The following is a 15,595-nucleotide window of genomic DNA, read 5'->3' on the forward strand; positions in this document are numbered from 1 at the left end:
CTCTCTACTATGACCGTCAGCGGAGGTACGCCATGCTGACCCACCCTTCCATCGTTTTAACGTTGCGTCGTCATCATCTGTTCAGCCAATTGCCGGAGAAAGTCTTCGAGGAAGTCTGTGCCCTGGCCATGCTCAAGCGCCTGCCTTGTCACAGCACGCTCATGCATCAGGGCGATCCGGCCAAACGCTTTTTTCTGCTGGTCAGCGGCCAGGTCAAGTTGTACCGGCTCACTGGCGAAGGCCAGGAAAACCTGGTGGAGATCATCCAGCCCGGGCAAACCTTTGCCGAAGCGCTGCTGTTCAGCCAGGCCCGGCTCTACCCGGTGAGTGCCACCGCGTTGAAGGACAGCGTGCTGGTCAGCATCGAGGGCACCCACTATCGCAATGCGCTGGAGGACCAGCCGAAAGTCTGCCTGGCGATTCTGGCGAGTATGAGCGTGCACCTGCACTTGCGGCTGCGGGACATCGACACCTTGACCATGGCGAGCGCGAGCCGTCGGGTGATCAATTTCCTGTTTCAGGAACGCAACCCGGTCACCGGCCAGATTGTCTTGCAGATGTCCAAACGCCTGGTGGCGTCGAAGCTGGGGATTCAGCCGGAAACCTTTTCGCGGATTTTGCATCGCCTGGTGGACAGCGGCCTGATCGCCATGGAGCGACGCCACATCAGCATCCTCGCGGAAGAGGACCTGGCGGCGTTCCAGTAACCGGAATTGACTGCCATCAATGCGCAATGCCCTGTGCCTTGCACACTTGAACACCCCATCAACGGAGAGCATCAATGCCCCCTTCGACTTTGCCTCTGGTCTATGCCTGTTCCGGCTGTTCCAATGTTGCGCAACTGGCCAACACATTGGCTGTGCGCCTGGATCGCAGTGGCGTTGCTGAAATGTCCTGCATCGCCGGTGTCGGCGGGCATGTGGCCGCGCTGGTCAACAAGGCGCGGTCGGGGCGGCGGATCTTTGCGCTGGATGGTTGCCCGCTGCAATGTGTCGAGAACTGTCTGAAGCAGCATGGATTGCATGCGGATGTGCATTTGATTCTGAGTCATTACGGGGTGCGTAAGCGTTATGGCGAGGATTGCACCGAGGCGCAGAGCGATGAGTTGTTTGAGGGGATCAGGGGGTTGATTGTCAGTGATACCCGGCAGCATGAAAGCCGGGTTTGAGGGGAGCGAACATTCCCTGTAGGGGGCGGCTTGCTGGCGATGGCTGTGTTTCGGCTGACGAGTTTTTTTGATGGGGTACATATCCATTGCTGCGGTAACGGCGGCTATTGGTTTCGCCCTTACGGCGAGTCACTTTGGAAAAGCCCCAAAGTAACCAAAAGGCTCTTGCCCCTTTCGTTCGGTGCCTCGCCTAGGCTCGGCATACCCTCGCTCCGGTCCTGCTCCGTGGGCCCGCCGCCATCGGCCATCCATGGCCGGGGGCGGCTAACCCGGCATCCATGCCGGGTTGCCCACTACGCAGAACCTCCACTCGGCCTCTCGAGGGGGCGCTCAGATCAAAAGCTGAAGGCGAGCTAACGCTCGACCTGATGAGTGGTGAAAAGCAAAAGCGCACGCGATCCCTGTAGGAGCCGGCTTGCCGGCGAAAAGCGTCTGGGCGACGCGTTCATTCAGACAACCCGCGTTATCGTTGGCGTCCATCGCCAGCAAGCTGGCTCCTACAAGGGGAATGCATATGTGTCTGGATAAATACGATCAACTGTAGGAGCCGGCTTGCTGGCGATAGCGGTGGGTCATCCAACATATTTATTGACTGAACGGACGCTATCGCCAGCAAGCCGGCTCCTACAGGGGAATGCGTACGATCATAGAGACAGGTCGGCTGGCAGGCCGCCTCGTTTTTGCTTTGCTTTGGCTTTTGATTTTGATCTGCCCCGTCGGGAGGCCGAGTGGAGGTTCTGCGCAGTGGGCACCGCGGCAAGGATGCCGCGGTAGCCGCCCCCGGCCAGGGATGGCCGATGGCGGCGGGCCCACGGAGCAGGACCGGAGCGAGGGTACCCTGAGCCTAGGCGAAGGGCCGTACGTCAGGGGCAAAGCCTTTTGGTTCCTTTTTGGCGTTTGAAAAAGGGACTCGCCGTAAGGGCGAAACCATAAGCGGCCGTTACCGCAGCAACGGATATGTACACCATCAAAAAACTCGACACACAGCCATCGCCGGCAAGCAATACCGGTCACCCCGCCGCCAGCCCCTTCCCCGCCCGCTCCAGATTCCGCCACAACCAGACCGGCAACACATCAGGATCAAGACTGTCGATCAAATTCTTCAACGCCAACCCCAATTCTGTGTCGCCCTCAATCACCAGACGCCGACGAAAAAACAGCGTGTCCGGATCCTCCTGACGACTGGCCAACAGTAAAAACTCACGCCAGTTCCCGCTGATCGTCACAGCCGCCACAGCATGCTCAGCAATCCGCAACCCCTGACGACTGAGCGTCAAGTACCAGGACAACCCCAGATCCGGAATCCGCAAACACAACCAACGCCCGCGCAACACCTCAAACTCACCATCGCGCAACGGCTCGGCGAGGCAACGATTGAGCGCCTGCTGCAACGCCAGGCGCTGCACGGCAAACGGCACCCGACGCACCAGCGGCAACAACCGGTCGGCACCTTTGAGCAGCCACTTTTTTCGGTTCAGCACAGGCCGACCTCCTCGACGCGCAACATGCCGGCCTGGCCATGCCAGTAGCCATTGCACCCTTCGACAAACAACGGCGGCATCTCGCCCGAACGAACCCGCTGATAACTGTCAATCACCTCAGCCATGCCCTGCGCACGCGGGCTCAGGCGCAACAGATCGGCGCCGCAGTCCACCAGCCCGGAATAATCGGCGAGCAAATTGGTGACTTCGGCCGACATGGTCTGAATACCGTTGAGGGTAAACAGCGGCTGCCCTTCCTGGCTGGTCAGCGCCATGCCGTCGGGGTAGTTGATGCAGCAAAACTGGCAGTCGTCCTTGGGCCGGTTTTCCGCGCGGGCAGTGAAACAGCGGGCGGAATAGGCCAGGGGCAAATGCCCATAGGCAAAAATTTCAACTTCCGGTACCGCTCGGCCCAGTTCACGGACCTGCCCGATCACGTCGCGGATCAGCGCCGCCGAACACTCCACGGGCGGCACCCAGCGGGTCATTCCGCAGTCGAGCAGCTGCGCCAGCGAGTGGCCGTTGTACAGATTGAGGGCCGGGCCACCCACAAACGGCAACTGGCGCTCGGCGAGGAACTGCACCGCGCCCATGTCATTGGCCTCCACCAGCAGTTGGCCGTTGTCACACAGGCGGCGCAGGCTGGAAAGTTCCGACGCTGCTTCGATCAGCGTCAGGCTGGAGATCACCAACTGCGCCCGGCTGCACTCCTGTAACTCGCGCCCCAGTCCCAGCCACTGATCCAGTGAAAAGGCCCGGCGTTTCGAGCACACGGTTTCCCCCAGGTAAATCACGTCCAGAGGCATGGCCGACATCTCGGCGTAAAAGTTGCTGAGTTGCTCCTTGTCCCAATAAAACAGGACCGGTCCCAGGCTGAGCTTCATGTCGCGTCCCCTCATTGCCATGATCGATGATAAGCACCCAGGGTGGTCTGGCTGCCCTCGGACAAACCGGCCAGCACCTGACGCCATTCTTCCTTGACCCGAAAAGCGCCCGGCGCGCCGCGATGGGCATCCAGCGCGGCGCGCCAGACCCGGGTGACTTGCTCGACATAGGCCGGGCTGCGTTGACGGCCTTCGATTTTCACGGCTTCGACGCCGATGGCCGTCAGCTCCGGCAGCAGGTCCAGGGTGTCGAGGCTGGTGGGTTCTTCCAGGGCATGAAAGCGTTTGCCGTCGACCAGGAAACGGCCTTTGCACAAGGTCGGGTAACCGGCCGGTTCGTCGGGGGTGTAGCGGTCGATCAGGACTTCACTGAGCCGCGCGCTCAACCCTTCGGCGTCCTCGCTCCAGCGCACCGCCTTGGCCGGCGAACAGACGCCGCACAGGTTCGGTGACTCGCCGGTGATGTAGGACGACAGGTGGCAACGCCCTTCGGCCATGATGCACAGGCTGCCGAAGCCGAAGACTTCAATGGGCACTGGGCTGCTGGCGGCCACCTGGCGCACCTGCGCCAACGACAACACCCGTGGCAGCACGGCGCGCCGAATATCGTAGCGCTGCGCGTAAAACGCCAGCGCGGCGGCGTGGGTCGCAGAGCCCTGGACCGAGAGGTGCAACGCCAGTTGCGGATGGCGCTGGCTGGCATAGTTGAGCACCCCGGGGTCGGCGGCAATCAGCGCATCCACACCGAAATCGGCAGCACGGTCCACCGCCCGCTGCCAGCGCTCCCAGCCCTTGGGTTGCGGGTAGGTGTTGACGGCGACATAGAGTTTGCGTTGATGCTGACGGATGTGGGCGACGGCGGCGTCGAACTGCTTATCGTCCATGTTCAGCCCCGCGAAATGCCGGGCGTTGGTGTCATCGCGAAAGCCGACATACACGGCATCGGCGCCTTGGCGCACCGCCGCTTTGAGCGCAGGCAGGTTCCCTGCCGGGCAGACCAGTTGCATGGGTAATCCTCATGAAAAAAGCGGCGCTGCCAGTCTAGCCAGACCGGCAGGCACTGCCTTGACGGCAATCAATTGCCCTCACTGCATCAGGTCGGCAAAGGACAGGAACATCACGTTGTCGTGCTTGAGCACTTGCTGCTCGCAGTCGATCACTGCCAGCCCGTCAGCCCAGCACGCGGCCGTCAACATCGCCGAGCTTTGCTGAGGGTGCAGTTCCACGCGCAACTGGCCGTCTGCGCCGGGCGTCAACCTGGCTCGCAGGTATTGCCGACGCTTGTTGCGTTGCAACCACTCGAACCCGGCGGGCACGGCCAGTGGCCGTGGCATCACGTCCGTCATACCCTGAGCCCGGAGCAAGAACGGTCGCACCACCACCAACGCGGTAATCAGTGCCGCCGAAGGATTGCCGGGTACGCCGATCCACGGTTTGCCCGCCACTTCGCCAAAGGCCAGCGGTTTGCCCGGCTGCATGGCGAGACGCCAGAAATCGATGCTGCCCAGTTCCTCGATGGCGTGCTTGAGATGATCCTCCTCGCCGACCGAAACGCCGCCGCTGCTCAGCAACAGGTCGCATTCCGACGACGCCAGGCTCAAGGCGTGCCGACTGGCCGCCAGTTCATCGGCCATCACGCCGTAGTCATGCACCTCCACGCCCCATCCACGCAACAGCTCCGCCAGACAGTAGCGATTGCTGTTGTAGATCTGTCCCGGCGCCAAGGGATCGCCCGGCTCGCGCAGTTCATTGCCGCTGCTGAGCAAACACACCTGCAACGGTCGATAGACTTCGATCCGCGCAATTCCGGCGCCGGCCAGCAACCCGATTTCCTGTGCGCGCAGGCGCTTTCCCGCCTTGAGCAGCAGGTGCCCGCGACGAACTTCTTCACCCTCTTTGCGCACGTGATCGCCAACGCTTGCGGGCGGCAACCAGACACGCTCGCCGTCGATCCGGCAACGCTCTTGCGGCACGACGGTGTCGGCGCCCGGAGGCAAGGGTGCACCGGTAAAAATCTGCACCGCTTGTTGCGCGAGCAACGGTGCGCACGCCTGATCCCCCGCCGCAATTCGCCCGCCGATCAACAGCCAGCCACCCTCCTCGGGCAGGTCGACGGCCCTGAGGGCGTAACCGTCCATGGCGCTGTTGTCCCAGGCCGGCAGGTTCACCGGGGAATGAATATCCGCTGCCAGCACGCGCCCCATCGCTTGATCCAGGCGGATCATTTGCACCAGGGGCGGCGGCGGTGCCTGATCGAGCAGGCGGCTGATGGCCTCGTCCACCGGCATCAGGTTGCCGAGGTCGCACACCCGGCCGGTCATGAGCGTGTCTCACAGGCATCAATGTTGCGTTGGGCCTGAGGTTTCAAATGCGGGGCGAAATTGCAGGGGCCGGTGCGACTGTCCAGTTGTTCGAGCAGGATCTTGTTCCAGGCCGTCCGGCAGGCACCCGGCGAACCGGGTACGCAGCACACCAGCACGCCGTTGCTCATGCCGGCCAGTGCCCGGGATTGCAGGCTGGACATACCGATTTCCTCCAGGGATACCTGACGGAACAATTCGCCGAAGCCTTCCACGTGTTTGTCCAGCAGCGGCAGGACAGCTTGCGGCGTGTTGTCGCGAGCGGTGAAACCGGTGCCGCCGGTCATCAGCACAACTTGTACTTCGGGGTCGGCGATCCACCGGGAAACGGTGGCGCGGATCTGATAGATATCGTCCTTGACCAGGTCACGATCGATCAATACATGCCCGGCGGTTTGCAGCAAATCGGTCAGGGTCTGCCCTGAGGTGTCGGTGTCGAAGGTGCGTGTATCGCTGATGGTCAGCACGGCAATGTTCAGGGGTTCAAATGTGCGTTGCGCCAGATGGGCCATGTCCAGGTTTTCCCGTAGATGAGGGTATGGGCCCAAGCCTGAACCGGAATCCTTGATGAGCCTATTCCTCCAAGGAGGTACCTCTCGGGCGCATGGGTATAGCGCGATGAGCGTAAAACTTTGTTGGTGTACATATCCGTTTCTGCGGTCGCGGCGGCTATTGGTTTCGCCCTTACGGCGAGTCACTTTGGAAAAGCCCCAAAGTAACCAAAGCGCTTTTGCCCCTTTCGTTCGGTGCCTCGCTAAGGCTCGGCATGCCCTCGCTCCGGTCCTGCTCCGTGGGCCCGCCGCCATCGGCCATCCATGGCCGGGGGCGGCTAACCCGGCATCCTTGCCGGGTTGCCCACTGCGCAGAACCTCCACTCGGCCTCTCGAGGGGGCGCTCAGATCAAAAGCGGAAGGCGAGCTAACGCTCGGCCTGATGAGTGGTGGAAATCAAAAGCGTATGGGATTCCCTGTAGGAGCCGGCTTGCCGGCGAAAAACGTCCGAACAACGCGTTTATTCAGACACCCCGCGTTATCGTTGACGTCCATCGCCAGCAAGCTGGCTCCTACAGGGGAAATGCGTATGTGTCTGGATAAATACGATCAACTGTAGGAGCCGGCTTGCTGCGGGCGGCGTTCCGACGATGGCGGTGAGTCAGTCACGTATGTATTGGCTGGACGGACGCCATCGCCAGCAAGCCGGCTCCTACAGGGGATTGGTGTACACGTCCAGAATGAGTGAACGCAACAGAGAAGGACAACGCGTACGCAAATGAGCCAGGTCGGCTTTCAGGCCGCCTCGGCGGCTGTGGCGGTAGTCGCCCCCTCGAGAGGCCGAGTGGAGGTTCTGCGCAGTGGGCACCGCGGCAGGGATGCCGCGGTAGCCGCCCCCGGCCATGGATGGCCGATGGCGGCGGGCCCACGGAGCAGGACCGGAGCGAGGGCATGGCGAGCATTAGCGAGCCACCGAACGAAAGGGGCAAGAGCCCTTTGGTTACTTTGGGGCTTTTCCAAAGTGACTCGCCGTAAGGGCGAAACCAATAGCAGCCATCACCGAAGAAACGGATATACACACCAACAAAGCCCCCCACCATTTCCCATCAGACTCAAGGCGCCAAACGGCTCCGTTTCCAGACACCCTCATGCAAGCGATAGTCAATACGGTCATGCAACCGGTCCGCACGCCCCTGCCAAAACTCCAGACGCTCAGGATGCAGGCAGTACCCACCCCACTGCTCAGGTCGCGACACAGTCTGCCCGACGAAGCGTTTGATCGTGTCAGCCAACAGCAATTCAAGCGCTGCCCTACTCGCCAGCGGACGGCTTTGCGGCGAAGCCCAGGCACCGAGACGACTGGCCATGGACCGGGAATCAAAGTACTCATCCGACAACGCCGGATCCAGCCTCGAGACGCGACCTTCAATACGCACCTGCCGCTCCAGCCCCGGCCAGAAAAACGTCATGGCGGCATAAGGATTGGCGGCCAGTTGCTGACCCTTGTCACTCTGGTAATGACCGAAGAACGTAAAACCTTCCTCGCTCAAGCCCTTGAGCAACAGGACACGACAGTGCGGCCGCCCATCGCTGTCGACCGTCGCCAGCATCATGCTATTGGCTTCGACAGGCGCGCTCTCGGTGTCGCGGGCCAGTTGCAGCCATTGGCGAAACATCACCAAAGGGTCATCCAGCGCATGCTCGTCCTGCAAGCCATACAGGGTGTAGTTGCGGCGCATTTGGGCCAGGGAAAGCGGCATGACAGTGATCTCCGGAAGGTTTTGCTCAGTGTGCGAGGCACTGCGCCAACCGACCTTGACCGCCATCAACAGTGTCGATTACTTGAGCCGCAGACGCCGCGCCAGTTTGTGCAAATTGCTCGGATCGACTTCCAGAATCCGCGCCGCGCTGGCCCAGTTTTCCCCGGACAGGCTCAGGGCCTGGAGAATTTTCTTGCGTTGATAATCGTCGACGGCTTCACCCAGCGGCTGGAATGGCAGATCAGCCGGAGCGGCGTCGGAAGGTTCAGAAGCAACCTGCGGTGCATTCGGAGCACTGTCGAGATCAAGAATCTCGGGCTCCAGCGTCATGATCAACGCACGACTGCTACCGCGACTGAGCTGCTTCAAGGCGGCACGACTGATCACATGCTCCAGCTCGCGCACGTTGCCCGGCCAGGTATACGCCAGCAACGCGCGTTCCGCCGCCGGCGACAGACGCAAGCCACGCAGGCCGAGCCGCGCCCGATTGAGCTCAAGGAAATGCCCAGCCAGCATCAACACGTCATTGCCGCGTTCGCGCAACGACGGGATCGGCACCGGGTACACCGAGAGACGGTGATACAGATCGGCCCGAAACAGGCCATCGCGAATGCTGTCCGGCAAGTGCCGGTTGGTGGCGGCGATGATGCGCACATCGACATGCAGCGGCTTGTCCGCACCCAGGCGCTGGATCTCGCCGTTCTGCAAGGTGCGCAGCAATTTCGCCTGCACACTCAATGGCAACTCACCGACTTCATCGAGAAACAGCGTGCCACCGTTGGCCGCATCGAAGCGCCCGGCACGGTCACCCGTGGCACCGGAGAAGGCGCCTTTGACGTGTCCGAACAATTCACTCTCCGCCAACGACTCGGGCAAGGCCGCGCAGTTGACCTGAATCAGCGGCTTGTGGCTGCGCCGCGACAGACGATGCAAGCGCCGGGCGAACAGTTCTTTGCCAACGCCGGTTTCGCCCAGCAGCAACACCGGCAGATCGGAGTCGGCCAACACGTCCAGCTCATTGAGTAGCTGATGCAACACCTCACTCTGCCCGAGGATCTCGCCCTCCTCGACCGGCATTCGCAAATCCTGAGGATCGCTGCGAGACAGGCGCAAGCTGCGGTTTTCCTGTTCCAGGCGAGTGACCCGCACGGCTGCTTCGATCTGCAAGGTGCAGCGCTTGAGTTCCTCCCGTGCACGGCTGTCGAAGGTTCCAGCGTGCAGCGCATCGAGGGTGATCGCACCCCAGATCCGCCCCTCGACATACAGGCTCACGCCCATGCAGTCATGCACCGGCAGCGGTTCGCCGATGTGGTTGTCGAGCAATCCGTCGTAAGGATCCGGCAGGCGACTGTCGGGCTCGAACCAGACGGGCTCGCGCGAGGCCATGATCGCCGCCAGCCGGGGATGCTGGGCAATGACGAACCGGCGCCCCAACGCTTCATGCACCAGCCCCACCGTCGCCACGGGCCTGAGGCTGTCGTCATCCAGACGCAATAAACCCACCGCGCCACTGTTGAAGTATTGGCGCAGGGTCTGGACCAGTCGTTGCAACCGCACGGCATTGGGCAACTCGACAATCAGGTCGGCCGCCAGGCTTTCACGCAGCATGGTTTTAATTACCCTCTATGGTGGGATTCACCCTAATGCGTCAGGGTGCGCATCACCACAACTAAAAATAAATTCATATTTATCAATCAGTTAAATATGGCACGCCGGATGCAACAAGCCAGGGGAACCGTTGAAACCCAAGCAAGGAACCCCTGATGAGCCAGACCCTACTGGAACAAAGCCTCGGCCAACTGGCCTGCGACATTCCCGGCGCCACCCGAATCTTTCACAACTTCAAACTGGACTTCTGTTGCGGCGGGCATAAAAGCCTGCGGGAAGCGGCCCTTGGCAAAGACCTCGATCCGCTGCTGATTGCCGATGCCCTGGAAACCCTGCAAGACACCGGCGAAACCCAGCACGACTGGCGCACCGAAACGTCCGAGGCGTTGATTGCCCACCTCCTGACGCGCTACCACGCCCGCCACCGCGAGCAACTGCCGGAACTGATCCGCCTGGCCCGACGCGTCGAGCAAGTGCACGGGGCGCGCAGCACCTGCCCCAACGGCCTGGCCGATCTGCTGAGCGACATGCAGCAAGAACTCGAAGGCCACATGCTCAAGGAAGAACAAGTGCTCTTCCCGATGCTGCAACAGGGCATCGGCCCGCAGGCCGCACCGCCGATCCAGGTGTTGCGTTTCGAACATGATCAACATGGCGAAGCGCTGGAACAGATGCTCGCCCTGACCCACCACATCACCCCGCCGGCGGATGCCTGCAACACCTGGCGCGCACTCTATCGCGGGTTGCTGGAATTCAAGGACGACCTGATGCAACACATTCACCTGGAAAACAACGTGCTGTTCATCAACGCCCTGAACCCACACCACTGATCACACTTTTCGCGAGCAGGCTCGCTCCCACAGGGATCAACATTCCCCTGTGGGAGCGGGCTTGCTCGCGAATGGCGCCACCTCAGAACTACCGGTTTTACAGCGCCATCAGCCGTGCCAATAGAACATTGCCTTGGCCAGGATCACGATCAACACCATGTGCCCGAGGATGCTACGGCGAATCCAGGTCGCGCGGGTCGTGGACAGCCGCGCGCTTTTCAACCAATACGCCAGCAGCAGGTAATGGCCGATGATGCTCAGGGCCAGGATGATTTTCAGGCTCAGCAAGGTGCCAAAACTGCTGGCCAGCGGCTGGCTCAAAACACCGCGGTGTTGCCAGGCGAGCGCGATGCCGGCGCCATACAACAGCAACACCACACCGTGCAGCACCTTGCGCGAGCGCACGGCAATCGCCTGATCCGCCGTTGCTCGCGCCGCTTCTGCCAGCGGCTGGCGGGCGCGGTGCCAGATCACCACTTCGAAAAACAGCGTGCCGATGAAGGCGATGGCTGCCAGCAAATGCGTAATCAACAAAAAGGGATACATCATCGCCCGCCTCCATTCTTTGGCCTGCTCATCCCGGATGACCGTCGACCCGGGCCCGCAGCAGCATCGGCCCATAACGCCAGGCGTACAGCGCAAACGCCAGCGTCCAGCACAGACCGGCCAGCCACAACGCCGGCAAAGGGAAAAACACAATCAACACGACCCGACTCAGACACGCCAGGTTGAGCAAAATGAACGCCAAGGTCATGCCCGACGGTGGCTCCAGCGCACGGCCGGTATGCCCGAGCGTTACCCGCGCGATCATCGCCAGCACCAGACCGCCCATGGCGCCGATTGTCAGGCAATGCACTGCCAGGCTCGGGTTCAGCGGTACGCCGAAATGCCACAGCGCCATGCCGAGACAAGCCACCGCCAGCCAGCCGTAAGCCAGGTGCAGCGACCACAACAACGGCACGCGCCACAGGCCGCGATCTTGCCAGCGCACCAGGCGCACCAGATGCCCAGCCCCCAGCACCGCGAACAACAAACCCACCCAGACATTGGCGTTGAGCGCAGGGCCGACGGCATACAGCAACGCCACCAGTGGCGAGCCAATCAGCAGCAGCCAATCCAGCCATGGCCAAGGGGCAACAGCGTCAACCCGGCCGAGGCCGCGCTGGGTGAAGAACGGAATCACGCGGCCGCCGATCAACCCCATCATGGCCGCCACCAGCCAGATGCCGGTCAGCACGCCCTGACGCTGCCAGCCCTCATGACCTGCGACCAGCCCCGACACGGACAACCCGTCGGCCCCGGCCAGCAACAGCAGGACCACCACAATCGGGTAGTTACGCTTTTGCCGCACCTTCCACAACGTGAAGCCCATCAATGCCGCCACCGCCAGCGGGAACGCCATTTCCAGCACCACCAGCAGCGGCCACGGGGCATTGAGCAGCCACGCCACGCGCGCCGCCAACCACAGCAGCGCCAGCGCGGCCAATGGTTTGCCGCTGAGGCCGGGGCGACCGGTCCAGGTCTGTACGGCCGTCAGCAGGAAGCCCGCAATAATCGCCAGCCCGAACCCGAACAGCAATTCATGCCGATGCCAGCCCAGCCACCCACCGGCCGGCTGCCACGCGGACAACGAACCACTGAAGGCTGCCAGCCAAAGCGGGATGACCAGCACGGCCAACAGGCCGCCCGCGAGGAAGAACGGCCGAAAGGCCAGACGTAACAGCGGCGCGATGGCCATCGCTTTACGGCGGTCAAGCACTTGCATAAAGCCACTCCTCTACCTTGTTGCTGACCTGGCGCCAACCTGCGCGCAAGGTAATTCCGGGTGCAATCATCGGGTATTGCCGAGCAATTGCCTTTGTCGCAGATCAAGTGTGCAAGGGGCGTGCCCCCGCTCCAGATCAACGGCTGGCGGCACTTCCTAGCTGTAACGGTAGCTGACGCAGGGTAAAAATGACCATTTAAGGGTTGTTTTTACCCTGAATGCATGGGTCTTTTTTACCCTGTCCGTCTACAACCCCAATAAACAAAGGCCTTCAGGCATGGCCCGCGTTTTGCTCAAGCCTCGGGAACTCAAAGCAAACTCGATCCCGGGAGTCCTCATGAAAAAAGTCGTCCAGCCACTGGCCTGGTTTGTGGTGTTGACCTCCGTCCTGGCGGTAGCCAGCGGCATCTCCCTGGGCCTTGTCTGATTCTTGATCGCAAGCCACCTCCTCAACCTTCAGGATGAATTCCCATGGTGCTTCATCGCGTCCATCACCAGATTTTGCGCAGTCATCATTTGTTCGAGCCATTGAATGAAGAACAGCTGGATGAATTGATGAGTACCAGCCAACTGCTGAGCATCGATAAAGGCGAGCCGTTGTTCCGTCAGGGCGAGCCGGCCGATTCGTTCTATTTCGTGATTGCCGGGGCGGTGAAGATCTACCGCCTGACACCCGACGGGCAGGAGAAAGTATTCGAGGTGCTCAGCGATCGGCAAACCTTCGCAGAAGCGATGATGCTGATGGACACCCCCAACTATGTGGCCTCGGCCGAAGCGGTCTGCCCTACCCAGCTCTACCGGTTATCCAACAGCACCTACATGCGCTTGCTGCAGAACAACAGCCGGCTGACCTTCGCGCTGCTGGGCAAGCTCTGCGTTCGCCTGCACCAGCGGGTCAACGAAATCGAAACCCTGTCACTGAAAAACGCTACCCACCGGGTCGTGCGCTATCTGCTGACGCAACTGGTGCGCCAGCAAACCATCGACAGTCAATTCGAACTGCCGATGGCCAAGCAACTGATTGCCGGGCACCTGTCGATCCAGCCGGAGACGTTTTCGCGCATCATCCGCCGCCTGATCGATGAAAAAATCATTACCCAGGACGGCCGCCAGATCGCCATTCTTGATCGTCCACGCCTGGAACAGTTCGAGTGAGCGCCATGCCCGTCTGCCTGTATTGCCAACACGCCAACCCATCAAAAGAAACCGAATGCCGCCACTGCGGCATGCCCCTGCCGGCGCTGGCCGAACGCGCCGGGGAGCGTCGGCAGCATCGGTTCATGTGGTTCTGCATCGGCCTGACGGTTTTTTGCGTGGCGATGTTTTTCTGGCTGCCGCGCTGAAGCCAGGGTCAAGGCTGGGTCAACTGGCGATACAACTGCGGTAAGCGCAGGGGCAGTTGTTCGGGCTGGCGGATCAAGGTGTAGCCATTGGCGCCGAACATGTACGGCAAGTAGTCCCCGGCCTCGCGATCAATCGTGATGCAGAACGGCGTCAACCCCTGGCGCCGCGCCTCCCGCACCGCCTCGCGGGTGTCTTCGACACCGTAGCGGCCCTCATACAAATCCAGATCATTCGGTTTGCCGTCGGTCAGCAGCAACAACAATTTGCTCCGACGTTTACTGGTGCCCAGCAGTTTGGTGGCCTGGCGAATGGCGGCGCCCATGCGTGTGTAATAACCCGGCTTGAGTCCCTGGATGCGACCTCGGGTGTTGTCGTCATATCGCTGGGTGAACGACTTGAGTTCCTGCATGCGCACTTGCTGGCGACGCAATGAGGAAAACCCGTACAGGGCAAAGTCATCACCCAGCACCGACAGGGTTTCGCCGAACAGCAGCAGGCTGTCGCGGATGACGTCGATGACACGATGTTCATCGTTGAGATGGGCGTCGGTGGACATCGACACATCGGCCAGCAACAGGCACGCGAGGTCGCGGCGGGTCTGGCGTTGTTCCATGAACAAACCCCGTTCGGCGCACTCGCCATGCTCGCGTTCAACGTGAAAATCCAGCCAGGCCTGCATGTCCAGTTCAGAGCCTTGGGGTTGCTGACGTAACCACTGGCGGTCGTTGCGCAGGTGCTCGAACTGACGGCGCAAACGTCGCGCCGAGGCCTTGAGCCGTGGCGGCAGCGGCTGGGCTTCACAGTCGCGCGGCACCATCATTTGCAGATTGACGAAGCTGTCCTGCATCCGCTGCTTGCGATAGTCCCACTCCGGCAACTTGATGCCCTCGCCCAAGGGAATATCGTCGACATCGGCCGGCGGCAGATCCAGGTGCAGCTTGAGGCCACCGCCCTTGCGCAGACGGGTGCGCGACAGCGTCAGTTCGTCCAGGTCATCGGCGACCCGGGCGGCGTCCGGGTCTTCGCTGTCGTCCGACCAGCGATCCAGATCCACGTGTTCGGTCCAGCTGAACAGGTTCTCCAGGCGCACCACCAACAGCCCGCCATCACGGGTGCTTTCATCGATCCGCGTGGCGCGTTTGCGTCCGCTTTTCTGTTCGCCGGGTGGCGTGGTCAACGACTCTTCGGATTCATCGCCCAGATCGGCTGCCTGCGCGCTGGCGAAATTTTGCGGCGGGTACAACCACAATGGCAACGGCCAGGCAGCGCGTTCGCTACGAGGAAAATGCTCGACACTGCCCGGCTCACGCAACGCCTGGCATAACGCCCGCTCCAGCGCCGCTTCGCTGCGGTTCAACGAGGCCGGATCCGGGCGCAATTGCAGATGAGCATCGACCAGGCGTTGATAGCGGACGCGCAACGCGGGGAAGCGCTGCAACAGCTGTTGCGTCCAGCGCTGATTGTCCCGCCCCCAGTGACGCATCGGCCCGGCCTGCGCCGCCAGCAGCGCGAGCCAACGATAGAGTTCTTCGTTCAGAGCGACGTCAGGAAACACCGCCAGGCTCGACGGCAGCCGAAGATTCGCCGCGTCGCACCACGCCAACGGCACTTGTTTGCAGGTGCCGGCGATCTGCTGCAACACGTTGCGCCGCAGCAGCAGATCGCGGTCGCTGGCGGCTTCGACGCCGACACCGTTGGCACCGCCCATGGCGCGAAACAACAGCGCCAGCGGGCGTTGCTGGCTGATCAGCTCAACGCGTGCCTCGGGGAAATCCGCACTGGCGCGCCGGGTGATGAAACGGTGCCAGACACTGCCGACCCACTCTTCCAGTTCAACGGTAAAGGCCATGGTAGTTGCCCTTTTTCCAAAGCAAAAAACGGCCCGCTGTCTCAGCCGGGCCGAC

Annotated in this window: 15 protein-coding genes; 5 read left to right on the forward strand and 10 right to left on the reverse strand. The window is 61.6% G+C overall.

All coding sequences use genetic code 11. The features are described from left to right. Nucleotides 1–32 precede the first annotated feature (32 nt). Nucleotides 33–707, forward strand: a complete 675-nt coding sequence (locus KGB25_RS25080) for a Crp/Fnr family transcriptional regulator (RefSeq protein ID WP_008030978.1) — start codon at nucleotides 33–35, stop codon at nucleotides 705–707. A gap of 74 nt (nucleotides 708–781) precedes the next feature. Further along, nucleotides 782–1,168, forward strand: a complete 387-nt coding sequence (locus tag KGB25_RS25085; protein ID WP_207286272.1) for a putative zinc-binding protein — start codon at nucleotides 782–784, stop codon at nucleotides 1,166–1,168. A 1,010-nt stretch (nucleotides 1,169–2,178) separates the two neighbouring features. Here the strand turns inward: KGB25_RS25085 and KGB25_RS25090 are convergent. The 7 genes from KGB25_RS25090 to norR form a co-directional block, all read right to left on the reverse strand. After that, complete coding sequence (locus KGB25_RS25090; RefSeq protein ID WP_008034784.1) at nucleotides 2,179–2,649, reverse strand: SCP2 domain-containing protein; 471 nt, start codon at nucleotides 2,647–2,649, stop codon at nucleotides 2,179–2,181. Next, the gene (locus tag KGB25_RS25095; RefSeq protein WP_192226468.1) at nucleotides 2,643–3,533 is read right to left on the reverse strand and encodes a U32 family peptidase; all 891 of its coding nucleotides are present in this window, start codon (nucleotides 3,531–3,533) and stop codon (nucleotides 2,643–2,645) included. The genes KGB25_RS25090 and KGB25_RS25095 overlap by 7 nt, the downstream gene beginning before the upstream one ends. 11 nt (nucleotides 3,534–3,544) lie before the next feature. Next, the gene (locus KGB25_RS25100) at nucleotides 3,545–4,540 is read right to left on the reverse strand and encodes a peptidase U32 family protein (protein ID WP_008034782.1); all 996 of its coding nucleotides are present in this window, start codon (nucleotides 4,538–4,540) and stop codon (nucleotides 3,545–3,547) included. Nucleotides 4,541–4,618: 78 nt separating this feature from the next. Next, entirely contained in the window at nucleotides 4,619–5,854 is a 1,236-nt protein-coding gene (gene glp / locus KGB25_RS25105; RefSeq protein WP_223437154.1) for a gephyrin-like molybdotransferase Glp, read from the reverse strand. Next, nucleotides 5,851–6,405 (reverse strand): molybdenum cofactor biosynthesis protein B, encoded by a 555-nt coding sequence (moaB, locus tag KGB25_RS25110; protein ID WP_008034780.1) that lies wholly within the window; start codon nucleotides 6,403–6,405, stop codon nucleotides 5,851–5,853. The genes glp and moaB overlap by 4 nt, the downstream gene beginning before the upstream one ends. Nucleotides 6,406–7,496: 1,091 nt before the next feature. Then, nucleotides 7,497–8,144 carry a pyridoxamine 5'-phosphate oxidase gene (gene pdxH, locus KGB25_RS25115; RefSeq protein WP_008043454.1) on the reverse strand — a complete coding sequence of 216 codons (648 nt, stop codon included), beginning with the start codon at nucleotides 8,142–8,144 and terminating at the stop codon, nucleotides 7,497–7,499. 78 nt (nucleotides 8,145–8,222) lie between these two features. Continuing rightward, the gene (norR, locus tag KGB25_RS25120) at nucleotides 8,223–9,752 is read right to left on the reverse strand and encodes a nitric oxide reductase transcriptional regulator NorR (protein ID WP_223437156.1); all 1,530 of its coding nucleotides are present in this window, start codon (nucleotides 9,750–9,752) and stop codon (nucleotides 8,223–8,225) included. A gap of 155 nt (nucleotides 9,753–9,907) precedes the next feature. Between norR and ytfE the strand changes: the two genes are divergently transcribed. Beyond that, a complete protein-coding gene (gene ytfE, locus KGB25_RS25125) occupies nucleotides 9,908–10,582 on the forward strand; it encodes an iron-sulfur cluster repair protein YtfE (RefSeq protein ID WP_008029646.1) in 675 nt (224 codons plus the stop codon). A gap of 108 nt (nucleotides 10,583–10,690) precedes the next feature. On the opposite strand, the gene KGB25_RS25130 is transcribed toward ytfE, so the two are convergent. Together KGB25_RS25130 and KGB25_RS25135 are read right to left on the reverse strand one after the other, a co-directional pair. Further along, the gene (locus KGB25_RS25130; RefSeq protein WP_008029649.1) at nucleotides 10,691–11,128 is read right to left on the reverse strand and encodes a CopD family copper resistance protein; all 438 of its coding nucleotides are present in this window, start codon (nucleotides 11,126–11,128) and stop codon (nucleotides 10,691–10,693) included. 28 nt (nucleotides 11,129–11,156) lie between these two features. Beyond that, nucleotides 11,157–12,347 (reverse strand): NnrS family protein, encoded by a 1,191-nt coding sequence (locus KGB25_RS25135; protein ID WP_223437158.1) that lies wholly within the window; start codon nucleotides 12,345–12,347, stop codon nucleotides 11,157–11,159. A gap of 471 nt (nucleotides 12,348–12,818) precedes the next feature. Here KGB25_RS25135 and KGB25_RS25140 point away from each other — a divergent pair, with 471 nt between their 5' ends. Both KGB25_RS25140 and KGB25_RS25145 read left to right on the forward strand, forming a co-directional pair. Further along, complete coding sequence (locus tag KGB25_RS25140; RefSeq protein WP_008029654.1) at nucleotides 12,819–13,502, forward strand: Crp/Fnr family transcriptional regulator; 684 nt, start codon at nucleotides 12,819–12,821, stop codon at nucleotides 13,500–13,502. A 5-nt stretch (nucleotides 13,503–13,507) separates the two neighbouring features. Further along, the gene (locus KGB25_RS25145) at nucleotides 13,508–13,690 is read left to right on the forward strand and encodes a protein DnrP (protein ID WP_223437169.1); all 183 of its coding nucleotides are present in this window, start codon (nucleotides 13,508–13,510) and stop codon (nucleotides 13,688–13,690) included. A gap of 8 nt (nucleotides 13,691–13,698) precedes the next feature. Here the strand turns inward: KGB25_RS25145 and KGB25_RS25150 are convergent, their stop codons facing one another. Beyond that, nucleotides 13,699–15,540, reverse strand: a complete 1,842-nt coding sequence (locus KGB25_RS25150) for a nitric oxide reductase activation protein NorD (RefSeq protein WP_008029658.1) — start codon at nucleotides 15,538–15,540, stop codon at nucleotides 13,699–13,701. Between the last annotated feature and the right edge of the window lie 55 nt (nucleotides 15,541–15,595).

It is taken from the genome of Pseudomonas sp. BF-RE-21 (genome assembly GCF_019947305.1).
GTDB lineage: Bacteria > Pseudomonadota > Gammaproteobacteria > Pseudomonadales > Pseudomonadaceae > Aquipseudomonas > Aquipseudomonas migulae.

Excerpts from the sequence above, each read along its gene's own strand:
- KGB25_RS25080 (WP_008030978.1), top strand. The coding sequence starts at position 33 with ATGCTGACCCACCCTTCCATCGTTTTAACGTTGCGTCGTCATCATCTG.
- KGB25_RS25085 (WP_207286272.1), top strand. The coding sequence starts at position 782 with ATGCCCCCTTCGACTTTGCCTCTGGTCTATGCCTGTTCCGGCTGTTCC.
- KGB25_RS25095 (WP_192226468.1), bottom strand. The coding sequence starts at position 3,533 with ATGAAGCTCAGCCTGGGACCGGTCCTGTTTTATTGGGACAAGGAGCAA.
- KGB25_RS25100 (WP_008034782.1), bottom strand. The coding sequence starts at position 4,540 with ATGCAACTGGTCTGCCCGGCAGGGAACCTGCCTGCGCTCAAAGCGGCG.
- glp (WP_223437154.1), bottom strand. The coding sequence starts at position 5,854 with ATGACCGGCCGGGTGTGCGACCTCGGCAACCTGATGCCGGTGGACGAG.
- moaB (WP_008034780.1), bottom strand. The coding sequence starts at position 6,405 with ATGGCCCATCTGGCGCAACGCACATTTGAACCCCTGAACATTGCCGTG.
- pdxH (WP_008043454.1), bottom strand. The coding sequence starts at position 8,144 with ATGCCGCTTTCCCTGGCCCAAATGCGCCGCAACTACACCCTGTATGGC.
- norR (WP_223437156.1), bottom strand. The coding sequence starts at position 9,752 with ATGCTGCGTGAAAGCCTGGCGGCCGACCTGATTGTCGAGTTGCCCAAT.
- ytfE (WP_008029646.1), top strand. The coding sequence starts at position 9,908 with ATGAGCCAGACCCTACTGGAACAAAGCCTCGGCCAACTGGCCTGCGAC.
- KGB25_RS25130 (WP_008029649.1), bottom strand. The coding sequence starts at position 11,128 with ATGTATCCCTTTTTGTTGATTACGCATTTGCTGGCAGCCATCGCCTTC.
- KGB25_RS25135 (WP_223437158.1), bottom strand. The coding sequence starts at position 12,347 with ATGCAAGTGCTTGACCGCCGTAAAGCGATGGCCATCGCGCCGCTGTTA.
- KGB25_RS25140 (WP_008029654.1), top strand. The coding sequence starts at position 12,819 with ATGGTGCTTCATCGCGTCCATCACCAGATTTTGCGCAGTCATCATTTG.
- KGB25_RS25145 (WP_223437169.1), top strand. The coding sequence starts at position 13,508 with ATGCCCGTCTGCCTGTATTGCCAACACGCCAACCCATCAAAAGAAACC.
- KGB25_RS25150 (WP_008029658.1), bottom strand. The coding sequence starts at position 15,540 with ATGGCCTTTACCGTTGAACTGGAAGAGTGGGTCGGCAGTGTCTGGCAC.